16 protein-coding genes are annotated in these 21,153 nt (G+C 68.7%); 13 read left to right on the top strand and 3 right to left on the bottom strand.

Annotated features, from left to right (window positions below):
• The first annotated feature begins 2 nt into the window (after positions 1 to 2).
• The 5 genes from tilS to thiD all read left to right on the top strand — a co-directional run bounded on the left by tilS (position 3) and on the right by thiD (position 7,014).
• A complete protein-coding gene (tilS, locus tag FBZ90_RS02835) occupies positions 3 to 1,469 on the top strand; it encodes a tRNA lysidine(34) synthetase TilS (protein ID WP_145729541.1) in 1,467 nt (488 codons plus the stop codon).
• A 114-nt stretch (positions 1,470 to 1,583) separates the two neighbouring features.
• Positions 1,584 to 3,524 carry an ATP-dependent zinc metalloprotease FtsH gene (ftsH, locus tag FBZ90_RS02830; protein ID WP_145729540.1) on the top strand — a complete coding sequence of 647 codons (1,941 nt, stop codon included), beginning with the start codon at positions 1,584 to 1,586 and terminating at the stop codon, positions 3,522 to 3,524.
• A gap of 194 nt (positions 3,525 to 3,718) precedes the next feature.
• Complete coding sequence (gene folP / locus FBZ90_RS02825) at positions 3,719 to 4,795, top strand: dihydropteroate synthase (protein ID WP_246130121.1); 1,077 nt, start codon at positions 3,719 to 3,721, stop codon at positions 4,793 to 4,795.
• Between the two features lie 22 nt (positions 4,796 to 4,817).
• Positions 4,818 to 6,197 (top strand): phosphoglucosamine mutase, encoded by a 1,380-nt coding sequence (gene glmM / locus FBZ90_RS02820; protein WP_145729538.1) that lies wholly within the window; start codon positions 4,818 to 4,820, stop codon positions 6,195 to 6,197.
• Positions 6,198 to 6,201: 4 nt separating this feature from the next.
• Complete coding sequence (thiD, locus tag FBZ90_RS02815) at positions 6,202 to 7,014, top strand: bifunctional hydroxymethylpyrimidine kinase/phosphomethylpyrimidine kinase (protein WP_145729537.1); 813 nt, start codon at positions 6,202 to 6,204, stop codon at positions 7,012 to 7,014.
• 6 nt (positions 7,015 to 7,020) lie between these two features.
• On the opposite strand, the gene FBZ90_RS02810 is transcribed toward thiD, so the two are convergent.
• Positions 7,021 to 8,412, bottom strand: a complete 1,392-nt coding sequence (locus FBZ90_RS02810) for an aminotransferase-like domain-containing protein (RefSeq protein ID WP_145729536.1) — start codon at positions 8,410 to 8,412, stop codon at positions 7,021 to 7,023.
• A 115-nt stretch (positions 8,413 to 8,527) separates the two neighbouring features.
• On the opposite strand from FBZ90_RS02810, the gene FBZ90_RS02805 reads away from it, so the two are divergent.
• From FBZ90_RS02805 to FBZ90_RS02780, 6 genes are all read left to right on the top strand, one after another.
• The gene (locus FBZ90_RS02805; protein ID WP_145729535.1) at positions 8,528 to 9,337 is read left to right on the top strand and encodes a PhzF family phenazine biosynthesis protein; all 810 of its coding nucleotides are present in this window, start codon (positions 8,528 to 8,530) and stop codon (positions 9,335 to 9,337) included.
• 400 nt (positions 9,338 to 9,737) lie between these two features.
• On the top strand, positions 9,738 to 11,444 hold the full coding sequence (locus FBZ90_RS02800; RefSeq protein ID WP_246130120.1) for a hypothetical protein: 1,707 nt from the start codon (positions 9,738 to 9,740) through the stop codon (positions 11,442 to 11,444).
• 239 nt (positions 11,445 to 11,683) lie between these two features.
• Positions 11,684 to 12,853 carry a phosphoserine transaminase gene (locus FBZ90_RS02795; RefSeq protein WP_145729533.1) on the top strand — a complete coding sequence of 390 codons (1,170 nt, stop codon included), beginning with the start codon at positions 11,684 to 11,686 and terminating at the stop codon, positions 12,851 to 12,853.
• Between the two features lie 116 nt (positions 12,854 to 12,969).
• Positions 12,970 to 14,553 (top strand): phosphoglycerate dehydrogenase, encoded by a 1,584-nt coding sequence (gene serA / locus FBZ90_RS02790; protein WP_145729532.1) that lies wholly within the window; start codon positions 12,970 to 12,972, stop codon positions 14,551 to 14,553.
• A 251-nt stretch (positions 14,554 to 14,804) separates the two neighbouring features.
• On the top strand, positions 14,805 to 15,152 hold the full coding sequence (locus tag FBZ90_RS28600) for a methyl-accepting chemotaxis protein (RefSeq protein ID WP_004273812.1): 348 nt from the start codon (positions 14,805 to 14,807) through the stop codon (positions 15,150 to 15,152).
• Between the two features lie 293 nt (positions 15,153 to 15,445).
• The gene (locus FBZ90_RS02780; RefSeq protein ID WP_145729531.1) at positions 15,446 to 16,495 is read left to right on the top strand and encodes a GGDEF domain-containing protein; all 1,050 of its coding nucleotides are present in this window, start codon (positions 15,446 to 15,448) and stop codon (positions 16,493 to 16,495) included.
• A gap of 53 nt (positions 16,496 to 16,548) precedes the next feature.
• Here FBZ90_RS02780 and FBZ90_RS02775 read toward each other — a convergent pair whose 3' ends face one another.
• Positions 16,549 to 16,905, bottom strand: coding sequence for a hypothetical protein (locus FBZ90_RS02775; protein WP_145729530.1), 357 nt, complete (start codon positions 16,903 to 16,905; stop codon positions 16,549 to 16,551).
• A 221-nt stretch (positions 16,906 to 17,126) separates the two neighbouring features.
• Here FBZ90_RS02775 and FBZ90_RS02770 point away from each other — a divergent pair, with 221 nt between their 5' ends.
• Entirely contained in the window at positions 17,127 to 19,571 is a 2,445-nt protein-coding gene (locus FBZ90_RS02770) for an ATP-dependent helicase (protein ID WP_145729529.1), read from the top strand.
• Between the two features lie 55 nt (positions 19,572 to 19,626).
• Here the strand turns inward: FBZ90_RS02770 and FBZ90_RS02765 are convergent, their stop codons facing one another.
• A complete protein-coding gene (locus FBZ90_RS02765; protein ID WP_145729528.1) occupies positions 19,627 to 20,292 on the bottom strand; it encodes a YbhB/YbcL family Raf kinase inhibitor-like protein in 666 nt (221 codons plus the stop codon).
• A 130-nt stretch (positions 20,293 to 20,422) separates the two neighbouring features.
• Here FBZ90_RS02765 and FBZ90_RS02760 point away from each other — a divergent pair, with 130 nt between their 5' ends.
• On the top strand, positions 20,423 to 21,076 hold the full coding sequence (locus FBZ90_RS02760; RefSeq protein ID WP_145729527.1) for a TetR/AcrR family transcriptional regulator: 654 nt from the start codon (positions 20,423 to 20,425) through the stop codon (positions 21,074 to 21,076).
• Positions 21,077 to 21,153 lie beyond the last annotated feature (77 nt).

Raw genomic sequence — 21,153 nt, 5'->3', positions numbered from 1 at the left:
GGATGGCGACGACAGGGGGCGACATGGGCGATGGCGAGTCGGTCCTCTATGGCGGGTCGGACGGGGTTGCCGTCGACGACGCGCTGTTCGACCGCCTCATGGCGCCCCTGGGGCCGTTCGAGAACGCCCCCCTTCTGGCGGTGGGGGTTTCCGGTGGCCGTGACAGCCTGGCCCTGACCCTGCTGGCCGATCGCTGGGCCCGCGCCCGGGGGGGCGGGGTCCTGGCCTTGACCGTCGATCACGCCCTAAGGCCGGAGTCGGCGGCGGAAGCGGCGCAGGTCGGCCGCTGGCTGGCCGGCCGGGGCATCGCCCACACCATTCTCACCTGGACCGGGCCGAAGCCCGCCAGCGGTTTGCAGGCCGCGGCGCGGCGAGCCCGCTATGACCTGCTGGCCGGCGCCTGCCGGGCCCGGGGCATCCTGCATCTGTGCCTGGCCCATCATCGCGAGGACCAGGCCGAAACCGTGGCCTTGCGGCGCGCCGGCGGCAGTGGCGCCGATGGTATGGCCGGTATGGCCGCGGCCCGCGCGCTGGCCGATGTCCGCCTGCTGCGGCCCCTGCTGGCTGTCGGACGCGCCGACCTGGCCGCTACCTGCGGCACCTTCGGCCAGCCCTGGATCGACGACCCTTCCAACCTCATGGACCGCTATGCCCGGGTCCGCCTGCGGCGCCAGGGGCTGCCCGTGGCGCCGCTGCTGGCCGAAGCGGTGGCGGCGGGCCGGGCGCGGGCGGCACTGGACGGTGCCGTCGCCGATGCCGTCGCCCGCCATGTGCTGCTGGCGCCAGAGGGGTACGCGGTGGTGGATGCCGATGCGCTGCTGACGGACATCCCCCGGCCGGTTGCCCTGCGCCTGCTGTCCGGCCTGGCGGCGGCGCTGGGTGGCCAGCCTTATCCGGCCTCACCGCAGGGGGCGGAGCGGCTGCTGGCGGCGCTGCCGGGCCTTTGGGAGACGGACGCCGGCGCCCTGGCCCTGACCCTGGCCGGTTGCCAGGCGCGGCGTCTGGCCGGCGCCGGGGCGGGACGCCGGCTGCTGTTGTTGCGCCAGGTGGGACGCATGGCGCCGCCCGTTCCCCTGGATGGGGCGGGGGCGCGCTGGGATGGGCGGTTTCAGGCAATCGGCGGCGGCATCGTCCCCGGCCTGACCCTGGGCGCCCTGGGCGCGGCCGACGCCCGGCGGCTGGCCGCGCTGGATCTGGCGGCGCTCGCTCGGATTCCCAAGGCGGTATGGCCCACCTTGCCGGCCCTGCGGTCGGGTGGGACGCTGGTGGCGGTGCCACATCTGGATTGGGCCATGGGGCCGCTTGCCGGCGGGGGCAACGGGCCGGCTGGCGGGCTGGAGGGGGAGGGGGCCTTGCCCCGGCTGGCTTTCCGTCCGCTGTCGCCCCTCGCGCCTCCCCCGTTTTTGCCGTCCATGGAGACCGGACTAAACGTGATGGCAGTTGTCTCGGACGCGCGCGTCATTATCTAATGGGAACAGACCCGGTGGGTGGCATATTCATCGGGTGGGCTGCGGCCCCCGCCATTGAAACCGATCATGCGGACCGGGTGGCAGGGCGCGGTTGTCGAGGAAAGGCTGAGAGACGTGAACAACTTCGGTAAAAATTTGGCGCTGTGGGCGTTTATCGGCGTCTTGCTGTTCGTTCTGTTCAACCTTTTCCAGACCTCCACCAATCGGACGACGCAAACCAGCATCCCCTTCAGCGAACTGCTGGAAGAGGTTGAGCGCGGTACCGTCGCCGACGTGACGATCAAGGGGCCGCAGGTCACCGGCCATTTCCGTGACAACCGCACCTTCTCGACCTACGTGCCGCCGGAAAGCAACCTGGTGAGCCGCCTGGCCGACAAGAACGTGAAGATCACGGCGGTTCCGGACGACAGCGGCAACCCCACGCTGTTCAGCATCATCATCTCCTGGCTGCCCATGCTGGTCCTGATCGGGGTGTGGATCTTCTTCATGCGCCAGATGCAGTCCGGCGGCGGCAAGGCCATGGGCTTCGGCAAGAGCCGCGCCCGTCTGCTGACCGAGAAGGTGGGTCGCGTCACCTTCGACGACGTGGCCGGCATCGACGAGGCCAAGCAGGAACTGGAAGAGATCGTGGAGTTCCTGAAGGACCCGCAGAAGTTCCAGCGCCTGGGCGGCAAGATCCCGAAGGGCGTGCTGCTGGTGGGCCCGCCGGGCACGGGTAAGACTCTGACGGCCCGCGCCGTGGCGGGTGAGGCCAACGTGCCCTTCTTCACCATCTCCGGCTCCGACTTCGTGGAAATGTTCGTCGGCGTGGGCGCGTCCCGTGTCCGCGACATGTTCGAGCAGGGCAAGAAGAACGCCCCCTGCATCATCTTCATCGACGAGATCGACGCCGTCGGCCGCCACCGTGGCGCCGGCCTGGGCGGCGGTAATGACGAGCGTGAGCAGACCCTGAACCAGCTGCTGGTCGAGATGGACGGGTTCGAGGCGAACGAGGGCGTTATCCTCATCGCCGCCACCAACCGTCCCGACGTGCTGGACCCTGCCCTGCTGCGCCCCGGCCGCTTCGACCGCCAGGTGGTGGTGCCCAACCCCGACGTGCAGGGCCGTGAGAAGATCCTGAAGGTCCATATGCGCAAGGTGCCGCTGGCCCCCGACGTGGACGCCCGCACCATCGCCCGTGGCACCCCCGGCTTCTCCGGCGCCGACCTGTCCAACCTGGTGAACGAGGCCGCCCTGCTGGCCGCCCGCGCCGGCCGCCGCGTGGTCGGCATGGGCGAGTTCGAGGCCGCCAAGGACAAGGTCATGATGGGCGCCGAGCGCCGGTCCATGGTCATGACCGACCGGGAAAAGAAGCTGACCGCCTATCATGAGGCCGGTCACGCCCTGGTCGGCTTGTTCATGCCGGAAAGCGACCCGCTGCATAAAGTCACCATCGTGCCGCGTGGCCGCGCCCTGGGCGTGACCATGAGCCTGCCCGAGCGGGACAAGTACGCCTATTCCAAGATCGAGCTGGAATCCAAGCTGGCCATGATGTTCGGTGGCCGGGTGGCGGAAGAGCTGATCTTCGGGGCGGAGCAGGTGACCACCGGTGCCGGCAACGACATCCAGCAGGCCACCAACATGGCCCGCCGCATGGTGACCGAGTTCGGCATGAGCGCGCGTCTGGGCCGGGTTCGCTACAACGCCAATGAGCAGGAAGTGTTCCTGGGCCACTCCGTGACCCAGCAGCAGAACATCTCCGAGGCGACCTCCCAGCTGATCGACGAGGAAATCCGTCGCATCATCGAGGAGGCCGAGGGCCATGCCCGCCGCATCCTGACGGAGCACATGGACGACCTGCACAACGTGTCCAACGCCCTGTTGGAATACGAGACGTTGTCGGGCGACGAGGTTCGCGCCCTGTTGCGGGGCGAGAGCATCGTGCGGCCCGAGTCGACCGAGCCGCCCAAGGTGCCGCCGCGCGGCGTCGGCCGCCGCACCTCGGTGCCCACCGCCGGTGGCACCACCAGTGCGGAGCCAGGTCCGTTCTCCCCGGAGCCCCAGCCCGGCACCTGATCCAGGCTAGACCCCGTCGCGAAACCCCCGGCCCCCAGGCGCCGGGGGTTTTGTTTTTTCGGTGGCGGTCTGCGGTGGGGCAGGGCTGTTCCCAGGGCGGGTGACGCCGGCGCGGGCAGGGGACTAGAATCGCGGCGTTGCGTGAGAGGACATTCATGCCATCCGACCTGCCTTCCGTCCCCTTGGACCCGTGGGTGTCCGGGGCCCCCGTTGCCGCCGAAGACGTGTATCTGACCCCCGTGGGCCTGTTGTCCGGCTTGAATGCCCCCGATGGCCAGCCGCTGGCGGGCACGGCCCTGTCCTTCACCCAGGTGGAGGTGGCGGTGCGTCGCCCTGATGCGGTCGCCCGCAAGGTGATGGACCTGCACGACCTGGCGGCTTGGGCGATGGTGGCAGGCGTGGGGCCAGCGCTTGAACGGCGCCTGGCCGCCCTGTCGGCGCCCCGCCCGGCCTTCGCCGGCCTGGACCTTTCCCGCCCCCTGGTCATGGGCATCGTCAACGTCACGCCCGACAGCTTTTCCGACGGCGGTGACTATGCCGCGGCCGATGCCGCCATCGCCCATGGCCGGGCGCTGATGGCGGCGGGCGCCGACATCCTGGATATCGGTGGGGAGAGCACCCGCCCCGGCGCCGCCCCGGTGTCGCCGGCGGAGGAGGCCGCGCGCGTCGTGCCCGTCATCCGCGCGCTGGCGGCGGCGGGGGCGACCCTCTCCGTCGATACCCGCCATGCCCCGGTCATGGCGGCGGCGCTGGACGCCGGCGCCCATATCATCAATGACATCAGCGCGCTGGAGGGTGATCCCGACAGTCTGGCCCTGGTGGCCGCGCGCGGCTGCCCGGTCGTGCTCATGCATATGCAGGGCGATCCCCGGACCATGCAGCTGGAGCCGCGCTACACCGACGCCGCCCTGGACGTGATGGATTACCTGATGGCGCGGGTGGAGGCGTGCGTGGCCGCCGGCATCCCGCGCGGGCGCATCGCCATCGACCCCGGCATCGGCTTCGGCAAGACGGTGGCGCATAATCTGGACATTCTGCGCCACACGGCGCTCTATCATGGCACCGGCTGCGCCCTGCTGGTGGGGCTCTCGCGCAAGCGCTTCCTGGCGGCCCTGTCGCGGGGGGAGGCGCCCAAGGATCGGCTGGCGGGGTCGCTGGCTGGCGGCCTTGCCTGCCTGGACCGGGGCGCGCATGTCCTGCGGGTGCACGATGTGGCGGAGACGGTGCAGGCGCGGGCCCTGTGGCAGGCGCTGCATGGTCGGGATATCTAGACTTCTGATGGCGTGAAAGACGATGGCGCGTAAACTCTTTGGTACCGATGGCATCCGGGGCACGGCCAATACCGAGCCCATGACGGCGGAAACGGCCCTGAAAGTGGCCATGGCGGCCGCCTTGCAGTTCCGGCGTGGCAATCACCGCCATCTGGTGGTCATCGGCAAGGACACCCGCCTGTCGGGCTATATGCTGGAACCGGCGCTGGTGGCCGGCTTCGTCTCCATGGGCATGGATGTGACCCTGGTGGGCCCCATGCCCACGCCGGCGGTGGCCATGCTGACGCGCTCCTTGCGGGCGGACATGGGCGTCATGATCTCCGCCTCCCACAACCCCTTTTACGATAACGGCATCAAGCTGTTCGGGCCGGACGGCTACAAGCTGTCGGACGAGGTTGAGGCCGCCATCGAGGCGCGCATGATGGAGGGCTTCGCCGGTGATCTGGCCGGCGCCAAGGATTTGGGCCGCGCCCAGCGCCTGGACGACGCCATTGGCCGCTATATCGAGCAGGCCAAGGCCACCTTCCCGCGCGGCCTGCGCCTGGACGGACTGAAGATCGTGGTCGATTGCGCCAATGGCGCCGCCTACAAGGTGGCGCCCAAGGTGCTGTGGGAACTGGGGGCCGAGGTGATCCCCGTCGCTGTCGCGCCCGATGGCTTCAACATCAACAAGGACTGCGGCGCCACGGCGCCCAAGGCGATGCGGGAGGCCGTGGTGGCCCATGGCGCCCACCTGGGCATCGCCCTGGACGGTGACGCCGACCGCCTGATCCTGGCGGACGAAACCGGCACCCAGATCGACGGCGACCAGGTCATGGCCCTGATCGGCTGCGCCTGTGCCGATGCCGGCACCCTGCGCGGCGGCGGTGTCGTGGCCACGGTCATGTCCAACCTGGGCCTGGAACTGCACCTGAAGGGCCGGGGCCTGAGCCTGGCCCGCACCCCCGTGGGCGACCGTTACGTGGTGGAGCATATGCGCGAGCATGGCTTCAACGTGGGCGGCGAACAATCCGGCCACATCGTCCTGTCCGACCATGGCACCACCGGCGATGGCTTGGTGGCGGCCTTGCAGGTGCTGGCGGTCATCCAGCAGTCGGGCAAGCCGGCGTCGGAGGTGCTGCGCGTCTTCCAGGCGCTGCCCCAGGTGCTGAAGAACGTGCGCTTCGATCCGGCAGGCGGGGCCACCCCCCTGGCCGCCGCCAGCGTCCAGGACGCCATCCGGGCCGGCGAGGCGCGGCTGGGCGCCACCGGCCGGGTGCTGATCCGCAAGTCGGGTACAGAGCCGCTGATCCGCGTCATGGCCGAGGGCGATGACCAGGGCCTGGTGACGGCGGTGGTGGACGACATCGTCGCCGCCATCAAGGACGTGGCGCCGGCGCCGGCCGCCAAGGTGGCGGAATAAGACCATGCGCGGCCGCGTCCTGATCGTCGCCGGGTCCGACAGCGGCGGCGGTGCCGGCATTCAGGCGGACATAAAGTCGGTCACGGCCCTGGGCGGCTATGCCATGACGGCGGTGGCCGCCCTGACGGCGCAGGACACCCACGGTGTCCGGTCCGTCATGCCCGTCCCGCCGGACTTCATCGCCCTGCAGATGCGGCTGTGCCTGGCCGACATCGGCGCCGACGCGGTGAAGACCGGCATGCTGGCATCGGCCGAGGTCATCGAGACGGTGGCCGAGGTGCTGAGCGAGGTGGGCGTGCCCGCCCTGGTGGTCGATCCGGTGATGGCGGCCAAGGGCGGCCAGCGCCTGCTGGAAGACCGTGCCCTGTCGGTGGCCATCGAGCGCCTGCTGCCCATCACCACCCTGCTGACCCCCAACACGGTCGAGGCCGCCGCCCTGACCGGCCTGCCCCCGGAGAGTTTCGAGGGGGACAGCCTGGGCGGCATGCGCCGGGCGGCCGACCGTCTGCTGGAGTTCGGCGCCCAGGCCGTGCTGGTCAAGGGCGGCCATCGCGCCGGTCCCGTGGTGACCGATTTGTTGGTCACCCGGGGTGGGGAGCATAGTTATACCGCTCCCCGCGTTGAGACGGTCCACACCCACGGCACCGGCTGCACGCTGGCGTCGTCCATCGCCTGCGGCCTGGCCCAGGGTTTGGAGTTGCCCCAGGCGGTGGCCCGGGCGCACGCCTACGTGCAGGAGGCCATCCGCACGGCCCCCGGCTTCGGTGGCGGCCACGGCCCCCTGAACCACGCGCACACCGTCCGGCCCTTCCCGTAAGGCGCTTCAGACGAAACTCTCGCCCATCGCCGCCGGCTCCGCCAGCAGGGCGGCCACGGTGCGCAGGCCCTGTTCCAGCAAGTCCGTCCGCTCCACCCCGCCGATGCAGACGCGCACGGCATGCGGCGTGTCCCCCCGGGCCACGGCGAAGGCGTCGGCCGGCGTGACGCGCACGCCCCGGGCCAGCAGCGCGCGGGCGAAGTCCTCCCGCCGCCAGGGCTCGGGCAGGTTCAGCCACAGGTGGGGGCAGGCGGTGTCGGAGGTGGCGCCGGGTATCAGGCGGCGCGCCTGGGCCTGGCGTTCCGCCACCAGGGCCCGCCGCTGGGTGGCGCTTTCCAGGGCGGCACCCGACAGGATGAATTCCGCCGCCAGTTCCGCGCCCAGGGGATTGACGCCCAGCAGGGTGGCGCGCAGCAGGGTGCGCACCCGGTCCATCAGGGGCGGCGGGCACAGCAGGAAGCCGGTGCGCAGGCCGGGCATCAGGTTCTTCGATAGGCTGGTCAGGAACAGCACCCGCTCCGGGTCCAGCGCCGCCAGGGGCTGCAGGTCCGGGCCATCGGCCAGGAAGCCGTAGACATCATCCTCCACCACCCGGATGCCCGCACGGCGGCAGGTGGCCATCACCGCCCGTCGCCGCTCCGCCCCTTGCGTCACCGTGGTGGGGTTGTGCAGCCGGGGCATGCAATAGAGGGCGTGGGCGCCATGCGCGTCCGCCGCCTGTTCCAGCGCGTCGGGCAGCAGCCCCTCGCCATCCATGGCCACCGGCACCAGCCGCAGATCCAGCAGGCCCGCCAGCGGCTTCACCGCCGGATAGGACAGTTGCTCCACCAGCAGGCTATCGCCCGGCCGGGTGATGGCGGCCAGGGCCAGGTGCATGGCGTTCTGTCCCCCGGCGGTGGGCAGCACACGGGCCGGGTCGACGGCCAACCCGGTGGTCTGTTCGATCCACAGGGCGCCCGCTTGGCGATGACGGGCGCTGCCGTTCACGGGCGGATAGTGCATCAGGCCCGACAGATCGTTGCGCTCCGCCAGGGAGGCCAGGGCCCGGCGCAAGCGGTCCTCGTTGGGGTGTTGGGTCAAGGCGTTCACCGACAGATCGATGATGCCGCTGTCGTCCCCGGGCGCCTCCGCCGGGCGGGGGTCGCGCACGAAGGTGCCGCGCCCCACCTCGCCGCCGATCAGGCCGCCGCGTTCCGCCTCGGCATAGGCGCGGGTGACGGTGCCCACGGTCACGCCCAGGCGCCAGGCCAGGTCACGGTGGGTGGGCAGCTTGGCGCCGATGGGCAGCGCGCCGCTGTCGATGTCGTCCCGCAAGGCGGCGGCGATGGCGCGATAGCGCGGCCCAGGACGCTGACTGATGTCGGGTAGCCAGCGCGGCTGTTTCTCCATCATTGTCATGGCGACAATATCCACATTGATGGGAGTAATGTCCCTGTTCTATTCCGGGATTGTGCCTATTGTCATCTGCCTTCATACGGAGACAGGGCCATCCCCGCAAAGGAGTGTCATCGCCATGCGCCTGCCCATCTATCAGATCGACGCCTTCACCAGCGCCGTGTTCAGCGGCAACCCCGCCGCGGTCGTGCCTTTGGAAGCCTGGTTGCCGGCCGCGCAGATGCAGGCCATCGCGGCGGAGAACAATCTGTCGGAAACCGCCTTCGCCGTGCCGCCGGGTGACGCCGACGGGGGCGCCTGGGGTTTGCGCTGGTTCACGCCCGAGGTGGAGGTCGACCTGTGCGGCCACGCCACCCTGGCGACGGCGCATCTGATCATGAACATCCTCCAGCCTGGGAAGGAACGGGTGGTGTTCAGCACCCAGAAGGCGGGCTTGCTGACCGTGACACGGGGGGAGGAGGGCCGGTTGACCCTGGACTTCCCCACCCGGGCCCCCCAGGTGCCGGATACGGTTCATCCCGGCTTGGTGACCGCCTTGGGCGGTCCGGCGCCCGCCGCCATCCTGGCCGCGCGGGACTATCTGGTGGTATACGACCATGCCGCCGATGTGCGGGCGCTGACGCCCGATGCGGCCGGGCTCATGGGCATCGACCGTTTCGCGGTTATCGTCACGGCCCCGGGCGACGAACCGGGCGTGGACTTCGTGTCCCGCTTCTTCGCCCCGGCCAAGGGTGTGCTGGAGGACCCGGTCACTGGCTCCGCGCATTGCACCCTGATCCCCTACTGGGCGGAACGGTTGGGTGTTGACCGCCTGTCCGCCCGGCAGGTGTCGCGCCGGGGTGGGGCGCTGGCCTGCCGGCTGGTGGGCGACCGCGTGCATATCAGCGGCGACGCGGTGCTGTTCCTGGAAGGACACATCCACATCTGATGCACGGCATCGGGTGCCGGTGCCTGGCCATCGCTGGGCGCCGACGGGGCCTATGCCGTTCAGCCGATTGATCCCGACCATGCCTTTTGGGGAGGATGCGGCCCTGCCTCGGAGTCGGAAGGGGTATGACACCGGTTGGTCTGCCCCCATCCGGCGAGTCGGCCCTTCCGCTCCGGGCTAGCCCAACCCGGGGTGGCGTTCGCCGATGATTTACCCTGGTATGCCGCTCCCGGAAGTGGTGGTTGCGGACATTACCGTTTACCCGGCCCGTTGGATGCGGGATGATGGGGCCACGCAGTTATAAAATTGGGCGTTTAAGCTGTATTAATCATACGGCCGCGCCCCGCTATTGGTCGGAGCCAGGGTCCCAGTGGAAAGGCAACAGCATCTGGTCGGAACGGTGAAAACCGCGTTCGAGCTGCACAGCCTGCACAATGACCAGTGGCTTCTGGTCAAGGAAGGGCCCGATCTGCGGCAGATCGAGCCGGCCGCCGCCCTGCTCATCGACCGCAAGGAGGTCGACGGCGTGCGCATCGTCCGGCGCCGTGACTATCTGGACCACGACTTCAAAAGCCATATCACGGTGCGCAAGCGCCTGCGCCCCGGCGTGGCGGAGACGGACCCGCTGCAGATCGCCAACCCCGGCCGTGACGCCTCCTGGTGTGACAAGCCGGAGGATTTCACCGGGGACATCCAGCGCCAGGTCATCCGGGGCCTGTTCGCCCGCTACTTGGATGAGAACCGGCTGACCCCGCTGGAAGTGCTGTATTACGAGGTGGCGGCGCGGGCTCTGGATAACGCCGGCACCCTGGTGCAGGGCGCCCTGCAACGCCTGGCCAGCCAGCAGGTGCGCGGCAGTCAGCAGACCGCCGTGTCGCGCATGAAGGAACTGATGGCCATGGTGGATGACGGCCTCAGCCGTCTGGTGGCCAAGGCCAAGGGCAACCCTGTGCCGCCGCTGGCGCCGGGCGGCCTGAAGGCGCTGTCGGAAAAGCTGGCCGCCGGCGGGGCCGACCCCATGCCCGGCCTTTACCGCGCCACCGCCGCCTATCTGGCGGGCACCAAGACCTGGATGGAAAAGCTGGACCGGCTGTTCCGGCTGTTCACACCCGACCTGACCGTGCGCGAGATGCGCATCATCGACAGCATCGCGGCGGAGATCATGGGCTCCTCCCTGGCGCTGCGGGAACTGGTGGGGAAGGAGGCCGATCGCATCGAACTGGTGCTGAACGCCATCAACCTCTATGTCGGCAAGTTGGGCAAGGTGGAAATGGACGCCGGCGGCAGCCATCCGCCGGGCGTCATCGCCCTGTCCGAATTGCTGGCCCAGGGCGTGCTGCCCCGCACCCTCGCGGAACTGCGCCTGGGTCTGCTGCGCCATCTGCATGCGCGCCTGCCTTTCCATGGCGAGCGGCACATCCAGGATGAACTGCGCGCCCTGGTCCGCATCCAGGACCATCTCAAGGTCACGGCGCCGTCCCTGGTGAATGACGAGGAAATCCAGGAAGCCATCGCGCTGCGCGCCGATAAGCTGATCCAGCCCGAAGCCATGGCCGACGTCATGGCCATGGCGCGCGGCACGTACGCCAAGATCAATCTGGTGCTGAGCCTGGTGAACATGGCGCCGGGACGGCAGGCCCGGGCCAAGCTGGCGCCCTATTTGCGCTCGCTCATCGTGCCAGACGACATCGTCTGGGACATGGGCTGCCAGAACCGGCGCATGGACATCATCCCGCCCTTGAGCGAATTGGCCGACCGCATCCAGAACGCGGGCCTGCCCGATGCTTCGAAGCGCGAAATCCTGGACATCCTGGACAGCGCCTTGTTCGAGACGGTGCGGACGGACATTGTCGGCAACCAAGCCATGGGCTTCGCCGACCGCATGCTGGCCCTCATCAACACCTGCGGTGGTTTGCCGGAGGGCAGGGCCCGCACCTTCGCCAGCGACACGCTGACCACGGCCCTGCGCCGGCCGGAGTTCATTCTGAACTATCTGGAGCGCTTCGACAGCGCGACGGAACGCCGGGACAACTACTTCAAGCTGTGCGAGACCCTGGCCGCCAGCCGCCTGGTGCCCCCCGCCTTGATTCCCCACGCGGCGGCTTAGTTCCCTGTTTCCTCGAGCGGCGGCCGCGTCCGGTGGGGGCGGGAGGTTGAGGCGCTTGATCACCGGGTAAAGCCGCTGCAGCCGCCTTATCCGAAAGGATGTTTCGCGTTGCATTCGGACATGGCAGCAATGTGTCGTCGCCATGTCGTCATGATTGACGTTCTTGCGCGGCGCCCATAAGGTCCGCAGCGGGACACGCCTCCCCAACGAGGCGCAACTATTCTGCAAGGAATAGCATCATGACCGTACCGCCGAAGCCCGAGAGCCGGCCGTCGAATCCGAATTTCTCCTCTGGTCCTTGCGCGAAGCGTCCGGGTTGGACGCTGGAAGCCTTGAAGGGCGCCCTGGTGGGCCGCTCGCACCGGTCCAAGCCCGGCAAGGCCAAGCTGCAAGAGGTCATCGACCGCAGCCGCGCCCTGCTGAACATCCCGGCTGATTACCGCATCGGTATCGTCCCGGCCTCCGACACCGGCGCCGTGGAAATGGCCCTGTGGTCCCTGTTGGGCGCCCGTGGCGTCGACATGGTCGCCTGGGAAAGCTTCGGCAAGGATTGGGTGACCGACGTCGTGAAGCAGCTGAAGCTGGCCGACGCCCGCACCTTCACCGCCGGCTACGGCAAGCTGCCGGACCTGACGCAGGTCGATTTCAAGAACGACGTGGTCTTCACCTGGAACGGCACCACCTCCGGTGTGCGGGTGCCCGATGGTGAGTGGATCGCGGCCGACCGCGAAGGCCTGACCATCTGCGACGCGACCTCCGCCGCGTTCGCCATGGATCTGCCCTGGGACAAGCTGGATGTGGTCACCTGGTCCTGGCAGAAGGTGCTGGGCGGTGAGGCGGCGCACGGCATGCTGGTGCTGAGCCCCCGCGCCGTCGCCCGCCTGGAAAGCTACAAGCCGGCCTGGCCGCTGCCCAAGATTTTCCGCATGACCAAGGACGGCAAGATCGTCGAAGGCATCTTCAAGGGCGAAACCATCAACACCCCCTCGATGCTGGCGGTGGAAGACGCCCTGGACGGCCTGCGCTGGGCCGAGGCCGTGGGCGGCTTGAAGGGCCTGATCGAGCGCTCCGAAAGCAACCTGGCCGCCGTGGCCGATTGGGTTGCCGCCGGCACCACCGCGGCCTTCCTGGCCGAGGTGCCCGCCACCCGCTCCTGCACCTCCATCTGCCTGAAGTTCGCCGATCCGAAGCTGGCCGGCCAGACGCCGGAAATCCAGGCCGAAGTGGCGAAGAAGGTGGCGTCCCTACTGGAAAAGGAAGGCGTGGCGCTGGACGCCGGCGCCTACCGCGACGCCCCCCCGGGCCTGCGCATTTGGGGCGGCGCCACGGTGGAGCGGTCGGACATCCAGGCGCTGCTGCCCTGGATCGACTGGGCCTATGCCACGGTCGCGGCCGAACTGGTCGCCTGAAGCGCGCCTTTAGCGTCTTAACGCCTATTCCCGAGACATAACGGCTTGGCGCCGCCCTGCACCTGGACTCCATCGAGCGGCGGCGCCGACCCATCCTCTAGAAGGATCAGAGAGCCATGCCCAAGGTTCTTATTTCGGACAGCCTGAGCCCCCGCGCCGTCGAGATTTTCAAGGAGCGCGGCGTCGAGGTCGACGTCATCACCGGCCTGAAGCCCGATGAGCTGAAGGCCATCATCGGCAAGTACGATGGCCTGGCCATCCGCTCGTCCACCAAGGTCACCAAGGAAGTCCTGGCCGTCGCCACCAACCTGAAGGTGGTCGGCCGCGCCGGCATCGGCGTCGACAATGTGGACGTGCCCGCCGCCACCGCCCATGGCGTGGTGGTCATGAACACCCCGTTCGGCAATTCCATCACCACCGCCGAGCACGCCATCGCCATGATGTTCGCGCTGGCCCGTGAAATCCCGGCCGCCAACACCTCCACCCACGCCGGCAAGTGGGAAAAGAACCGCTTCATGGGCGTCGAGCTGTACGGCAAGACGCTGGGCGTCATCGGCTGCGGCAACATCGGTTCCATCGTCGCCGACCGCGCCGTCGGCCTGAAGATGCGCGTCGTCGCCTTCGACCCCTTCCTGTCGGCCGAGCGCGCCCAGGACCTGGGCGTCGAGAAGGTGGAGCTGGATGAGCTGCTGCGCCGCGCCGACTTCATCACCCTGCACACGCCGCTGACCGACGCCACCCGCAATGTCCTGGACGCCAAGGCCCTGGCCAAGACCAAGCCCGGTGTGCGGATCATCAACTGCGCCCGCGGCGGCCTGATCGTCGAGGCCGACCTGAAGGCGGCGCTGGACAGCGGCCATGTCGCCGGTGCCGCCCTGGATGTGTTCGCTGAAGAGCCGGCCAAGGAAAGCATCCTGTTCGGCAATGAGAAGATCATCTGCACGCCGCACCTGGGCGCCTCCACCACCGAGGCGCAGGAGAACGTGGCCCTGCAGGTGGCCGAGCAGATGTCCGACTTCCTGGTGACCGGCGCCGTGGTCAACGCGCTGAACATGCCGTCGGTCTCCGCCGAAGACGCGCCCAAGCTGAAGCCCTATATGAAGCTGGCCGAGCAGCTGGGCGGCTTCGCCGGCCAGATCACCGAGACCGGCCTGAAGTCGGTGACGGTGGAGTATGAGGGACAGGTCGCCGACCTGAACACCCGTCCGCTGACCGCCATCGTCCTCATGGGCCTGCTGTCGCCGCTGCTGGCGTCAGTCAACATGGTCAACGCCCCCGTGATCGCTCGCGAACGGGACATCAAGGTGGCGGAAACCAAGCGTGAGGAGGCCGCCGACTACCAGACGCTGATTCGCGTGGTGGTGCAGACCGAGCGCGCGACCCGCACCGTGGCCGGTACGTTGTTCGGCGGTGAGAAGCCCCGCATCGTTCAGATCGAGGAAGTGCCGGTCGAAGCCGAACTGAGTGAGCACATGCTGTTCATCCGCAACGAGGACAAGCCCGGCTTCATCGGCAAGCTGGGCACGACCCTGGGCGACGCCGGGGTGAACATCGCCACCTTCCACCTGGGCCGCACCGAGGCCGGCGCCAACGCCATCGCGCTGGTGTCCGTGGACCAGGAGGTCAACGACGCCCTGCTGGAACGCATCCAGGGCCTGCCCAGCGTGGTGCGCGCCAAGGCGCTGCGTTTCCAAGCCTAAGGCCCCGCTGACGGGACCATGGAAAGCCGCCCCGGGCACGACCGCCCGGGGCGGCTTTTCTTTTGGTCCGGTCGTCCATCCCTTGATCATTCCGGCTCCGAACCAAATAAATCGGACCATATGCATATGGTCCGATTTTGTGCGTCCCGGCTCCTGTTCTTCTGTGGTATTAGAAAGCACCGGCTTGGCCGTCCCGGCAGGGATACCCGGCCACCGTTCAGCGACACTCATTCAACCCTCAGGTGCCATCGATGAGCTCCACGCCCACCAGTCTGTCGAAGACCGAGTTGTCCTCCGCCCTCCAGGAAATCAGCCGGGAACTGGAAGGCCTGCGCGCCGAGATCGAGAAGGTGGGCACCGTCGCCCAGCAGATTGACGCCATCGCCAAGCAGACCAACCTGTTGGCGCTGAACGCCACCATCGAGGCGGCGCGCGCGGGTGAGGCCGGCAAGGGTTTCGCCGTCGTGGCCGGTGAAGTGAAGAACCTGTCGGGCCAGACCGCCGCCGCCACCGCGGAAATCTCCGCCGTGCTGCAGAGCCTGACCAAGCGCACCCAGCACCTGGGCCAGCTGGTGGAACGGGCGATCACCTCCGCCTGACAAGGTTCCGAGCGGCCTGGAAAGAGTCGCCCTGTATTCACAGGCCCGCGCCCGGGGACGGTCCCCAGGCGCGGGCCTGTTTCTTTAGCGGCCGCAGATGATTTCTCGGCCGCACCCTTTGCCGGGTAGCCCGAGTGCCCGGCTGACAATTTTGGATAAGGCCGCACCGCCCGCTTTCCCTTATTGGCAACCTTGGCGGTTTGTGACTTATTCTTATGGGGTAGATGGGGGCGGTCGAGAGGACCGGCGCCCTGGCCCTTTGGCCAGCCCACTCACAGATGGCGGGAGAGTACGTGCTGTTCGCGGAGGGACCCCAGGCTGCAGGCCAGCTCGCCCAGCAGGCGATGGATCGCATGCGCGCCGAGGCGGTGGCCCCGCATCCCCACAACTTCACCGTCTGGTACGCTTATTACAGCGGTCGCTATCCGGACCTGATCCGCGCCGTCGATATCATCGCCAGCAATGGCCTGCCTTTCACCGAGGCGCGGTGCGGTGATCTGTACCATAAGTTCTTCGCCGCCGACGGCGAACTCCAGGCGATGCAGGAGATCGGTGACAAGCTGACCGAGGCCCTGGCCGGCATCGCCAGCACCCTGTCCACCGCGGGTAATGATGCCGGCAATTTCGGCGCGGCGCTCAAGACGTTCCAAGGCCAGGCCGAACTGTCGGACACGCTGGCCCAGTTGCGCGGCATCATCCGCGTGATGACGGAGCAGGCGCAGCGTGTCGCCGTGCGTAACCAGTTCCTGCAAACCCAGCTGACCGACAGCGCGCACCAGCTGGAGAATATGCGCCGGGATCTGGATACCGTCCGGCGCGAGGCCATGACCGACGCGCTGACGGAGCTTGCGAACCGCAAGCAGTTCGACCAGGCCCTGCGTGAGGCCGCCGCCGCCGCCATGGAGGATGGGCGCCCGCTGTGCCTGCTGATGATCGACATCGACTTCTTCAAGAAGTTCAATGACAACCATGGCCATGTCGTGGGCGATCAGGTGCTGAAGCTGGTGGGACGCACCCTGAAGGACTCGGTACGCGGCCGGGATACCGCCGCCCGGTTCGGCGGCGAGGAATTCGCCATCGTCATGCCGGAGTGCACCTTGGACGAGGCGCTGGCCTTTGCCGAGAAGACCCGGGCCACCATCGCCAACCGCCGCATCGTGAAGCGCACGTCCGGCGCCCCCATCGGCAATATCACCCTGTCCGTGGGCGTCGCGCTGTATGAGCCGGGCGAATCGCTGGGCCGCTTCATCCAACGCGCGGATGAGGCGCTGTACGTCGCCAAGCATGAAGGCCGCAACCAGGTGCGGGCGCATGTCCACGCGGGCGAGGCGGCGTTTGTCTGAGAGGCCGGCGGGGCCGCCAGCCGATAGGGCATTCTAGGCGCGAAGGCGCGTCCTTACCACTTGCGCTCGGTCTTCATGCCGCCGGCGTTGATGGCATCCAGGAAGGCGCTGCCGGTGGATTTGCGGTCACGGGTGGCGCGCAGCGTGCCGGGCGACCGGGTGGTGGACACCACCTTGACCGCCGCCTCCGTCGCGTCGGTCTGGATTTGCCGGCGCACGTCGGGCTCCAGCGACTCGAACGCTTCCCGGGCGAAGACCAGCGCGTTTTCCGATCGGGTTTCCAGAACCTGGCGCAAGGCGTTGGCCGCCATGAGACATTCCAACCGCTCCGGCCCGGACAGGTCGTCCAGGACATCGGCCAGGATGCCGATCGCTTGCAGCGTCTTGGTATCGTTCAAGCGCAGGTTCATCGGTTCACTCCCCGCTTCGCCGGCCGCCGCCCATACAGCATGGGCCGGACGAAGGGCTTCATCACGTCGACCCTCATCTTTCCACCATATGAACCACTTGTGCAACGGGATAGGTGCTCTGGCTTTCGCCGGGGCGTCCTTCCGGCGGATGGGGTAGCCTGCCCGACCGACCCCACGCGGGGGCAGACGCGGGCGGCGCGTGTGCTATATATGTTCCCATCATGACCGATCTGTTTTCCCGTCTGGACCCGCCAGCGCCGCCCAAGCCCGCCCAGCCTGAAAAGGATGGGCGCCAGGCGGGCGCACCCTTTGCCACGCCCGCCGCCGCCCCCCGTCCGGCGCCAGCGCCACCCCCGCCGCCACCGCCCGGCTGGTCGCCCGCCTATCTCGACGCGCTGAACCCGGCGCAGCGCGAGGCGGTGGAGGCGCTGGACGGTCCCGTCCTGGTGCTGGCCGGTGCCGGCACGGGCAAGACCCGGGCCCTGACCACCCGCCTGGCCCACCTGCTGATGACCCGGCGCGTCAGCCCCTGGAACATCCTGGCCGTCACCTTCACCAACAAGGCGGCGCGCGAAATGCGCGAGCGGGTGGGCGCGCTGATCGGGGGCGATACCGAGGGCTGGTGGATGGGCACCTTCCATGCCCTGGCCGCCCGCATCCTGCGCCGCCATGCCGAGCTGGTGGGCCTGACCTCCAGCTTCACCATTCTGGACACCGACGACCAGCTGCGCCTGCTGAAGCAGCTGATGGAGGCGGAGGGCGTGGACGCCAAGAAGTGGCCGGCCCGCCTGCTGCTGTCGGTCATCGAGCGGTGGAAGGACCGGGCCCTGCCGCCCGACCGCCTGCGCCCCGAGGACGCGGGCGAGGCCGCCGGCGGCAAGGTGCTGAGCCTCTACCGCCAGTATCAGGAACGCCTGCGCACGCTGAACGCCTGCGACTTCGGCGACCTGCTGATGCACAACATCACCCTGTTCCAGGCGCATTCGGACGTGTTGGCGGATTACCACCGCCGCTTCCGCTACATCCTGGTGGACGAGTACCAGGACACCAACGTGGCGCAGTATCTGTGGCTGCGGTTGCTGGCCCAGGGGCATCACAACATCTGCTGCGTCGGCGATGACGACCAGTCCATCTACGGCTGGCGCGGGGCGGAGGTGGGCAACATCCTGCGGTTCGAGCAGGACTTCCCCGGCGCCAAGGTCATCCGCCTGGAACAGAACTACCGCTCCACCGGCCATATCCTGGGCGCCGCCGCCGGCGTCATCGCCCACAACCAGGGCCGCCTGGGCAAGACGCTGTGGACCGAGGCCGAGGGCGGGGAGAAGGTGCGCCTGCGCGGCCTGTGGGATGCCGACAGCGAGGCGCGCTGGGTGGGTGACGAGGTGGAGGCGCTGCAGCGCAAGGGCACGGGCCTGGACCAGATGGCCGTGCTGGTGCGCGCCGGCTTCCAGACCCGCGAGTTCGAAGAGCGTTTCATCACCCTGGGGCTGCCCTATCGCGTGGTGGGTGGCCAGCGTTTCTATGAGCGCCTGGAAATCCGCGACGCCATGGCCTATCTGCGCGTGGTCGCCCAGCCGGCGGACGATCTGGCGTTCGAGCGCATCATCAACACGCCTAAGCGCGGCATCGGCCCGGCCACCATCCAACAGCTGTACCAGACCAGCCGCGCCCTGGGCGTGCCGCTGCTGGAGGCGACCTGGCGCCTGACCGAGACGGATGAGCTGAAGCCCAAGGTGCGCGGCACCCTGCGCGGCCTGGTGGAAGATTTCGCCCGCTGGCGGGCGCAGATGGACACCGTGCGCCACACCGACCTGGCCCAGGCCATCCTGGATGAGAGCGGCTACACCCGCATGTGGCAGGAGGACAAGACGCCGGAGGCGCCGGGCCGCCTGGAAAACCTCAAGGAACTCGTCAACGCCATGGGCGAGTTCGAGAACCTGCTGGGCTTCCTGGAGCATGTCAGCCTGGTGATGGAGAACGCGGAGACGGTGGATTCCGCCCAGGTCTCGCTCATGACCCTGCACGGCGCCAAGGGGCTGGAGTTCAACGTCGTCTTCCTGCCCGGCTGGGAGGAGGGGGTGTTCCCCAGCCAGCGCACCCTGGATGAGAATGGCATCGCCGGGTTGGAGGAGGAGCGGCGCCTGGCCTATGTGGGCATCACCCGGGGCCGCAAGCGCGTCTATATCAGCCACGCCGCCAACCGCCGCATCCACGGCACCTGGTCCACCAGCCTGCCGTCCCGCTTCATCGGCGAACTGCCGGATGAGCACATCACGGTGGAGAACGACCCCGGCCTGACCTCAGGGCATTGGGGCCAGGGGATGGGGGGCCACGGGATGGGCGGCAACGATGGCGGCTACAGCCGGGGTGGGTCGTCCTGGGGGGCTCGCAGCGACAGTTTCAGCGACAGCTTCAACCGCATGGGCCGCCAGGCGCCGGCGGGTAACCGCACCGGCCGCCTGATCGAAGGCACGGCCGTGGACGTTACCCCCCGCGCCCGGCCGGATGCCCCTTTCCGCCCCGGCGCCCGCGTCTTCCACCAGAAGTTCGGCTACGGCGTGGTTAAGGCGGTGGAGAACGACAAGCTGGAAATCTACTTCGAGCATTCCGGCACGAAGAAGGTCATGGACAGCTTCGTCGTGCCGGCCGACCAAGCGGGGAAATAGGGGTCTTTATTGTTCCCTCAGGTGCCGGGCGCCGGCATCCGCGGGCCTGGCTTCCTCAAGCCCGCTCGAACGTTCCTGTCAGGGCGCCCCAGGCCAACACGGTCTGGGGCGTCAGGGCTGCCAGCAGGTCGCCCAGGCTGGGCAGTTCCGGCAGGGCCAGCGGGTGCTCCAGGGCCAGCAGCTGGAAGACATAGCGGTGGGGGCCATGGCCGCGCAGGGGCCTGGGGCCGGCATATCCCACCCGGCCGAACAGGCCCCGGCCCAGGGTGACGCCGTTGCCCACCCGGGGGCACAGTTCGCCCTCATCGAAGGTCTTGCGCGTGGGTGCGATGTCGGTGGCCAGCAGGTGGGTCGCCGGGCGGGGCAGGGGCGCGTCCGGGTCCTGGACCACCAGCACCAGCGCCGCCGTGCCGGTGGGCACCCCTGTCCAGCTCAAGGCGGGCGACAGGTTTTCGCCCAGGCCGCCGCCGGCATGCCGCAGGGGAATGGCGCCGCCCTCGGCGAAGGCGGGGCTGCTTAGGCGCAGGGTGGCGGGCGCATCCTTGACATGGGCGTGGTTGATGACCAGGCGTCCATCGCCGGCGCGCACGCCGCGCAGCAGACGCCCCAGCCAATGGCCGCGGACGGCGGGAACACCGTGGGAGATCCGGCCGGACGGCAAGAACTGGAGGTCGAGGTGCTGGGGGATCAGGGGCAGGCGGCTATCCAGGGTGGTCCTCATGCGGCTCCTCCCGCTGAAGGTCGGCCCGCTGAAGGCCGGATGGCCCCTTCCTGACGCCGCTATCGCGGAACGTGACGGCGGCGGTGGCCCGTGTTATGCGAGGGTAGTCTCGCATAACGGATAGTTGAGGATGTCCTCGCAAAAGTCAACATCCGCCGATACGGCCGTGACCGGCGCCGCCGCGACCGATGTCCTGGACGCTGGCCGGGCGCCCAAGCGGGCGCGGGGGCGCATGCGCGTGGCGGCACTGCTGGACGCGGCCACCCTGGTGTTCGCGGAAAAGGGCTATGACGCCGCCACGATGACCGAAATCGCGGCGCGGTCCAGCACGGCCATCGGCTCCCTCTACCGCTTCTTCCCATCCAAGGAAGCCTTGGCCGAAGGGCTACTGCACCGCTATGGCGAGCGGGCGTCGGCTGGATTGGACGCCATCGCCGCCCGGGCGCACGACATGACGGCGGCCCAGATGGCGGATGCGCTGCTGGATCTGATGATGGCGCTGAAAAGCGAGCGCACGGCCCTGAAGGTGCTGATGGATGCCCGTGTGGACGGCGCCAACCGGCGGCGGTACCTGCTTGGCGTCATCCGTGGCCGTATGGCCGGCGTGCTGTCCGCCCATGCGCCTGGGTTGTCGGCGGACCGGGCCGACCTCCTTTCCATCATGCTGCTGCACCTGATGAAGACCATTCCCGAATTGGCGGAGGAGGCTGAGGCGGCGGCCCTGTTCCAGGAGATGCGGCTGGTGCTCTCCGCCTATCTCACGGCGGCGGTGGCTGGCGGCTGACGGGCCGGGGCCAGCGGCAGAACGCCCCCTGGCGGCCGGGGGGCGGGTTGCTGCTATGGTGGTCATTGCAGGTGCGG

It is taken from the genome of Nitrospirillum pindoramense, from assembly GCF_007827955.1.
Taxonomy (GTDB): Bacteria; Pseudomonadota; Alphaproteobacteria; order Azospirillales; family Azospirillaceae; genus Nitrospirillum; species Nitrospirillum amazonense_B.
This window is presented reverse-complemented; position numbering and strand designations above follow the sequence as displayed.

What these genes read in the sequence shown, in the direction of transcription:
- tilS (WP_145729541.1), top strand. Translation starts at nt 3, where the DNA reads ATGGCGACGACAGGGGGCGACATGGGCGATGGCGAGTCGGTCCTCTAT.
- glmM (WP_145729538.1), top strand. Translation starts at nt 4,818, where the DNA reads ATGGCGCGTAAACTCTTTGGTACCGATGGCATCCGGGGCACGGCCAAT.
- thiD (WP_145729537.1), top strand. Translation starts at nt 6,202, where the DNA reads ATGCGCGGCCGCGTCCTGATCGTCGCCGGGTCCGACAGCGGCGGCGGT.
- FBZ90_RS02810 (WP_145729536.1), bottom strand. Translation starts at nt 8,412, where the DNA reads ATGACAATGATGGAGAAACAGCCGCGCTGGCTACCCGACATCAGTCAG.
- FBZ90_RS02805 (WP_145729535.1), top strand. Translation starts at nt 8,528, where the DNA reads ATGCGCCTGCCCATCTATCAGATCGACGCCTTCACCAGCGCCGTGTTC.
- FBZ90_RS02795 (WP_145729533.1), top strand. Translation starts at nt 11,684, where the DNA reads ATGACCGTACCGCCGAAGCCCGAGAGCCGGCCGTCGAATCCGAATTTC.
- serA (WP_145729532.1), top strand. Translation starts at nt 12,970, where the DNA reads ATGCCCAAGGTTCTTATTTCGGACAGCCTGAGCCCCCGCGCCGTCGAG.
- FBZ90_RS28600 (WP_004273812.1), top strand. Translation starts at nt 14,805, where the DNA reads ATGAGCTCCACGCCCACCAGTCTGTCGAAGACCGAGTTGTCCTCCGCC.
- FBZ90_RS02775 (WP_145729530.1), bottom strand. Translation starts at nt 16,905, where the DNA reads ATGAACCTGCGCTTGAACGATACCAAGACGCTGCAAGCGATCGGCATC.
- FBZ90_RS02770 (WP_145729529.1), top strand. Translation starts at nt 17,127, where the DNA reads ATGACCGATCTGTTTTCCCGTCTGGACCCGCCAGCGCCGCCCAAGCCC.
- FBZ90_RS02765 (WP_145729528.1), bottom strand. Translation starts at nt 20,292, where the DNA reads ATGAGGACCACCCTGGATAGCCGCCTGCCCCTGATCCCCCAGCACCTC.
- FBZ90_RS02760 (WP_145729527.1), top strand. Translation starts at nt 20,423, where the DNA reads ATGTCCTCGCAAAAGTCAACATCCGCCGATACGGCCGTGACCGGCGCC.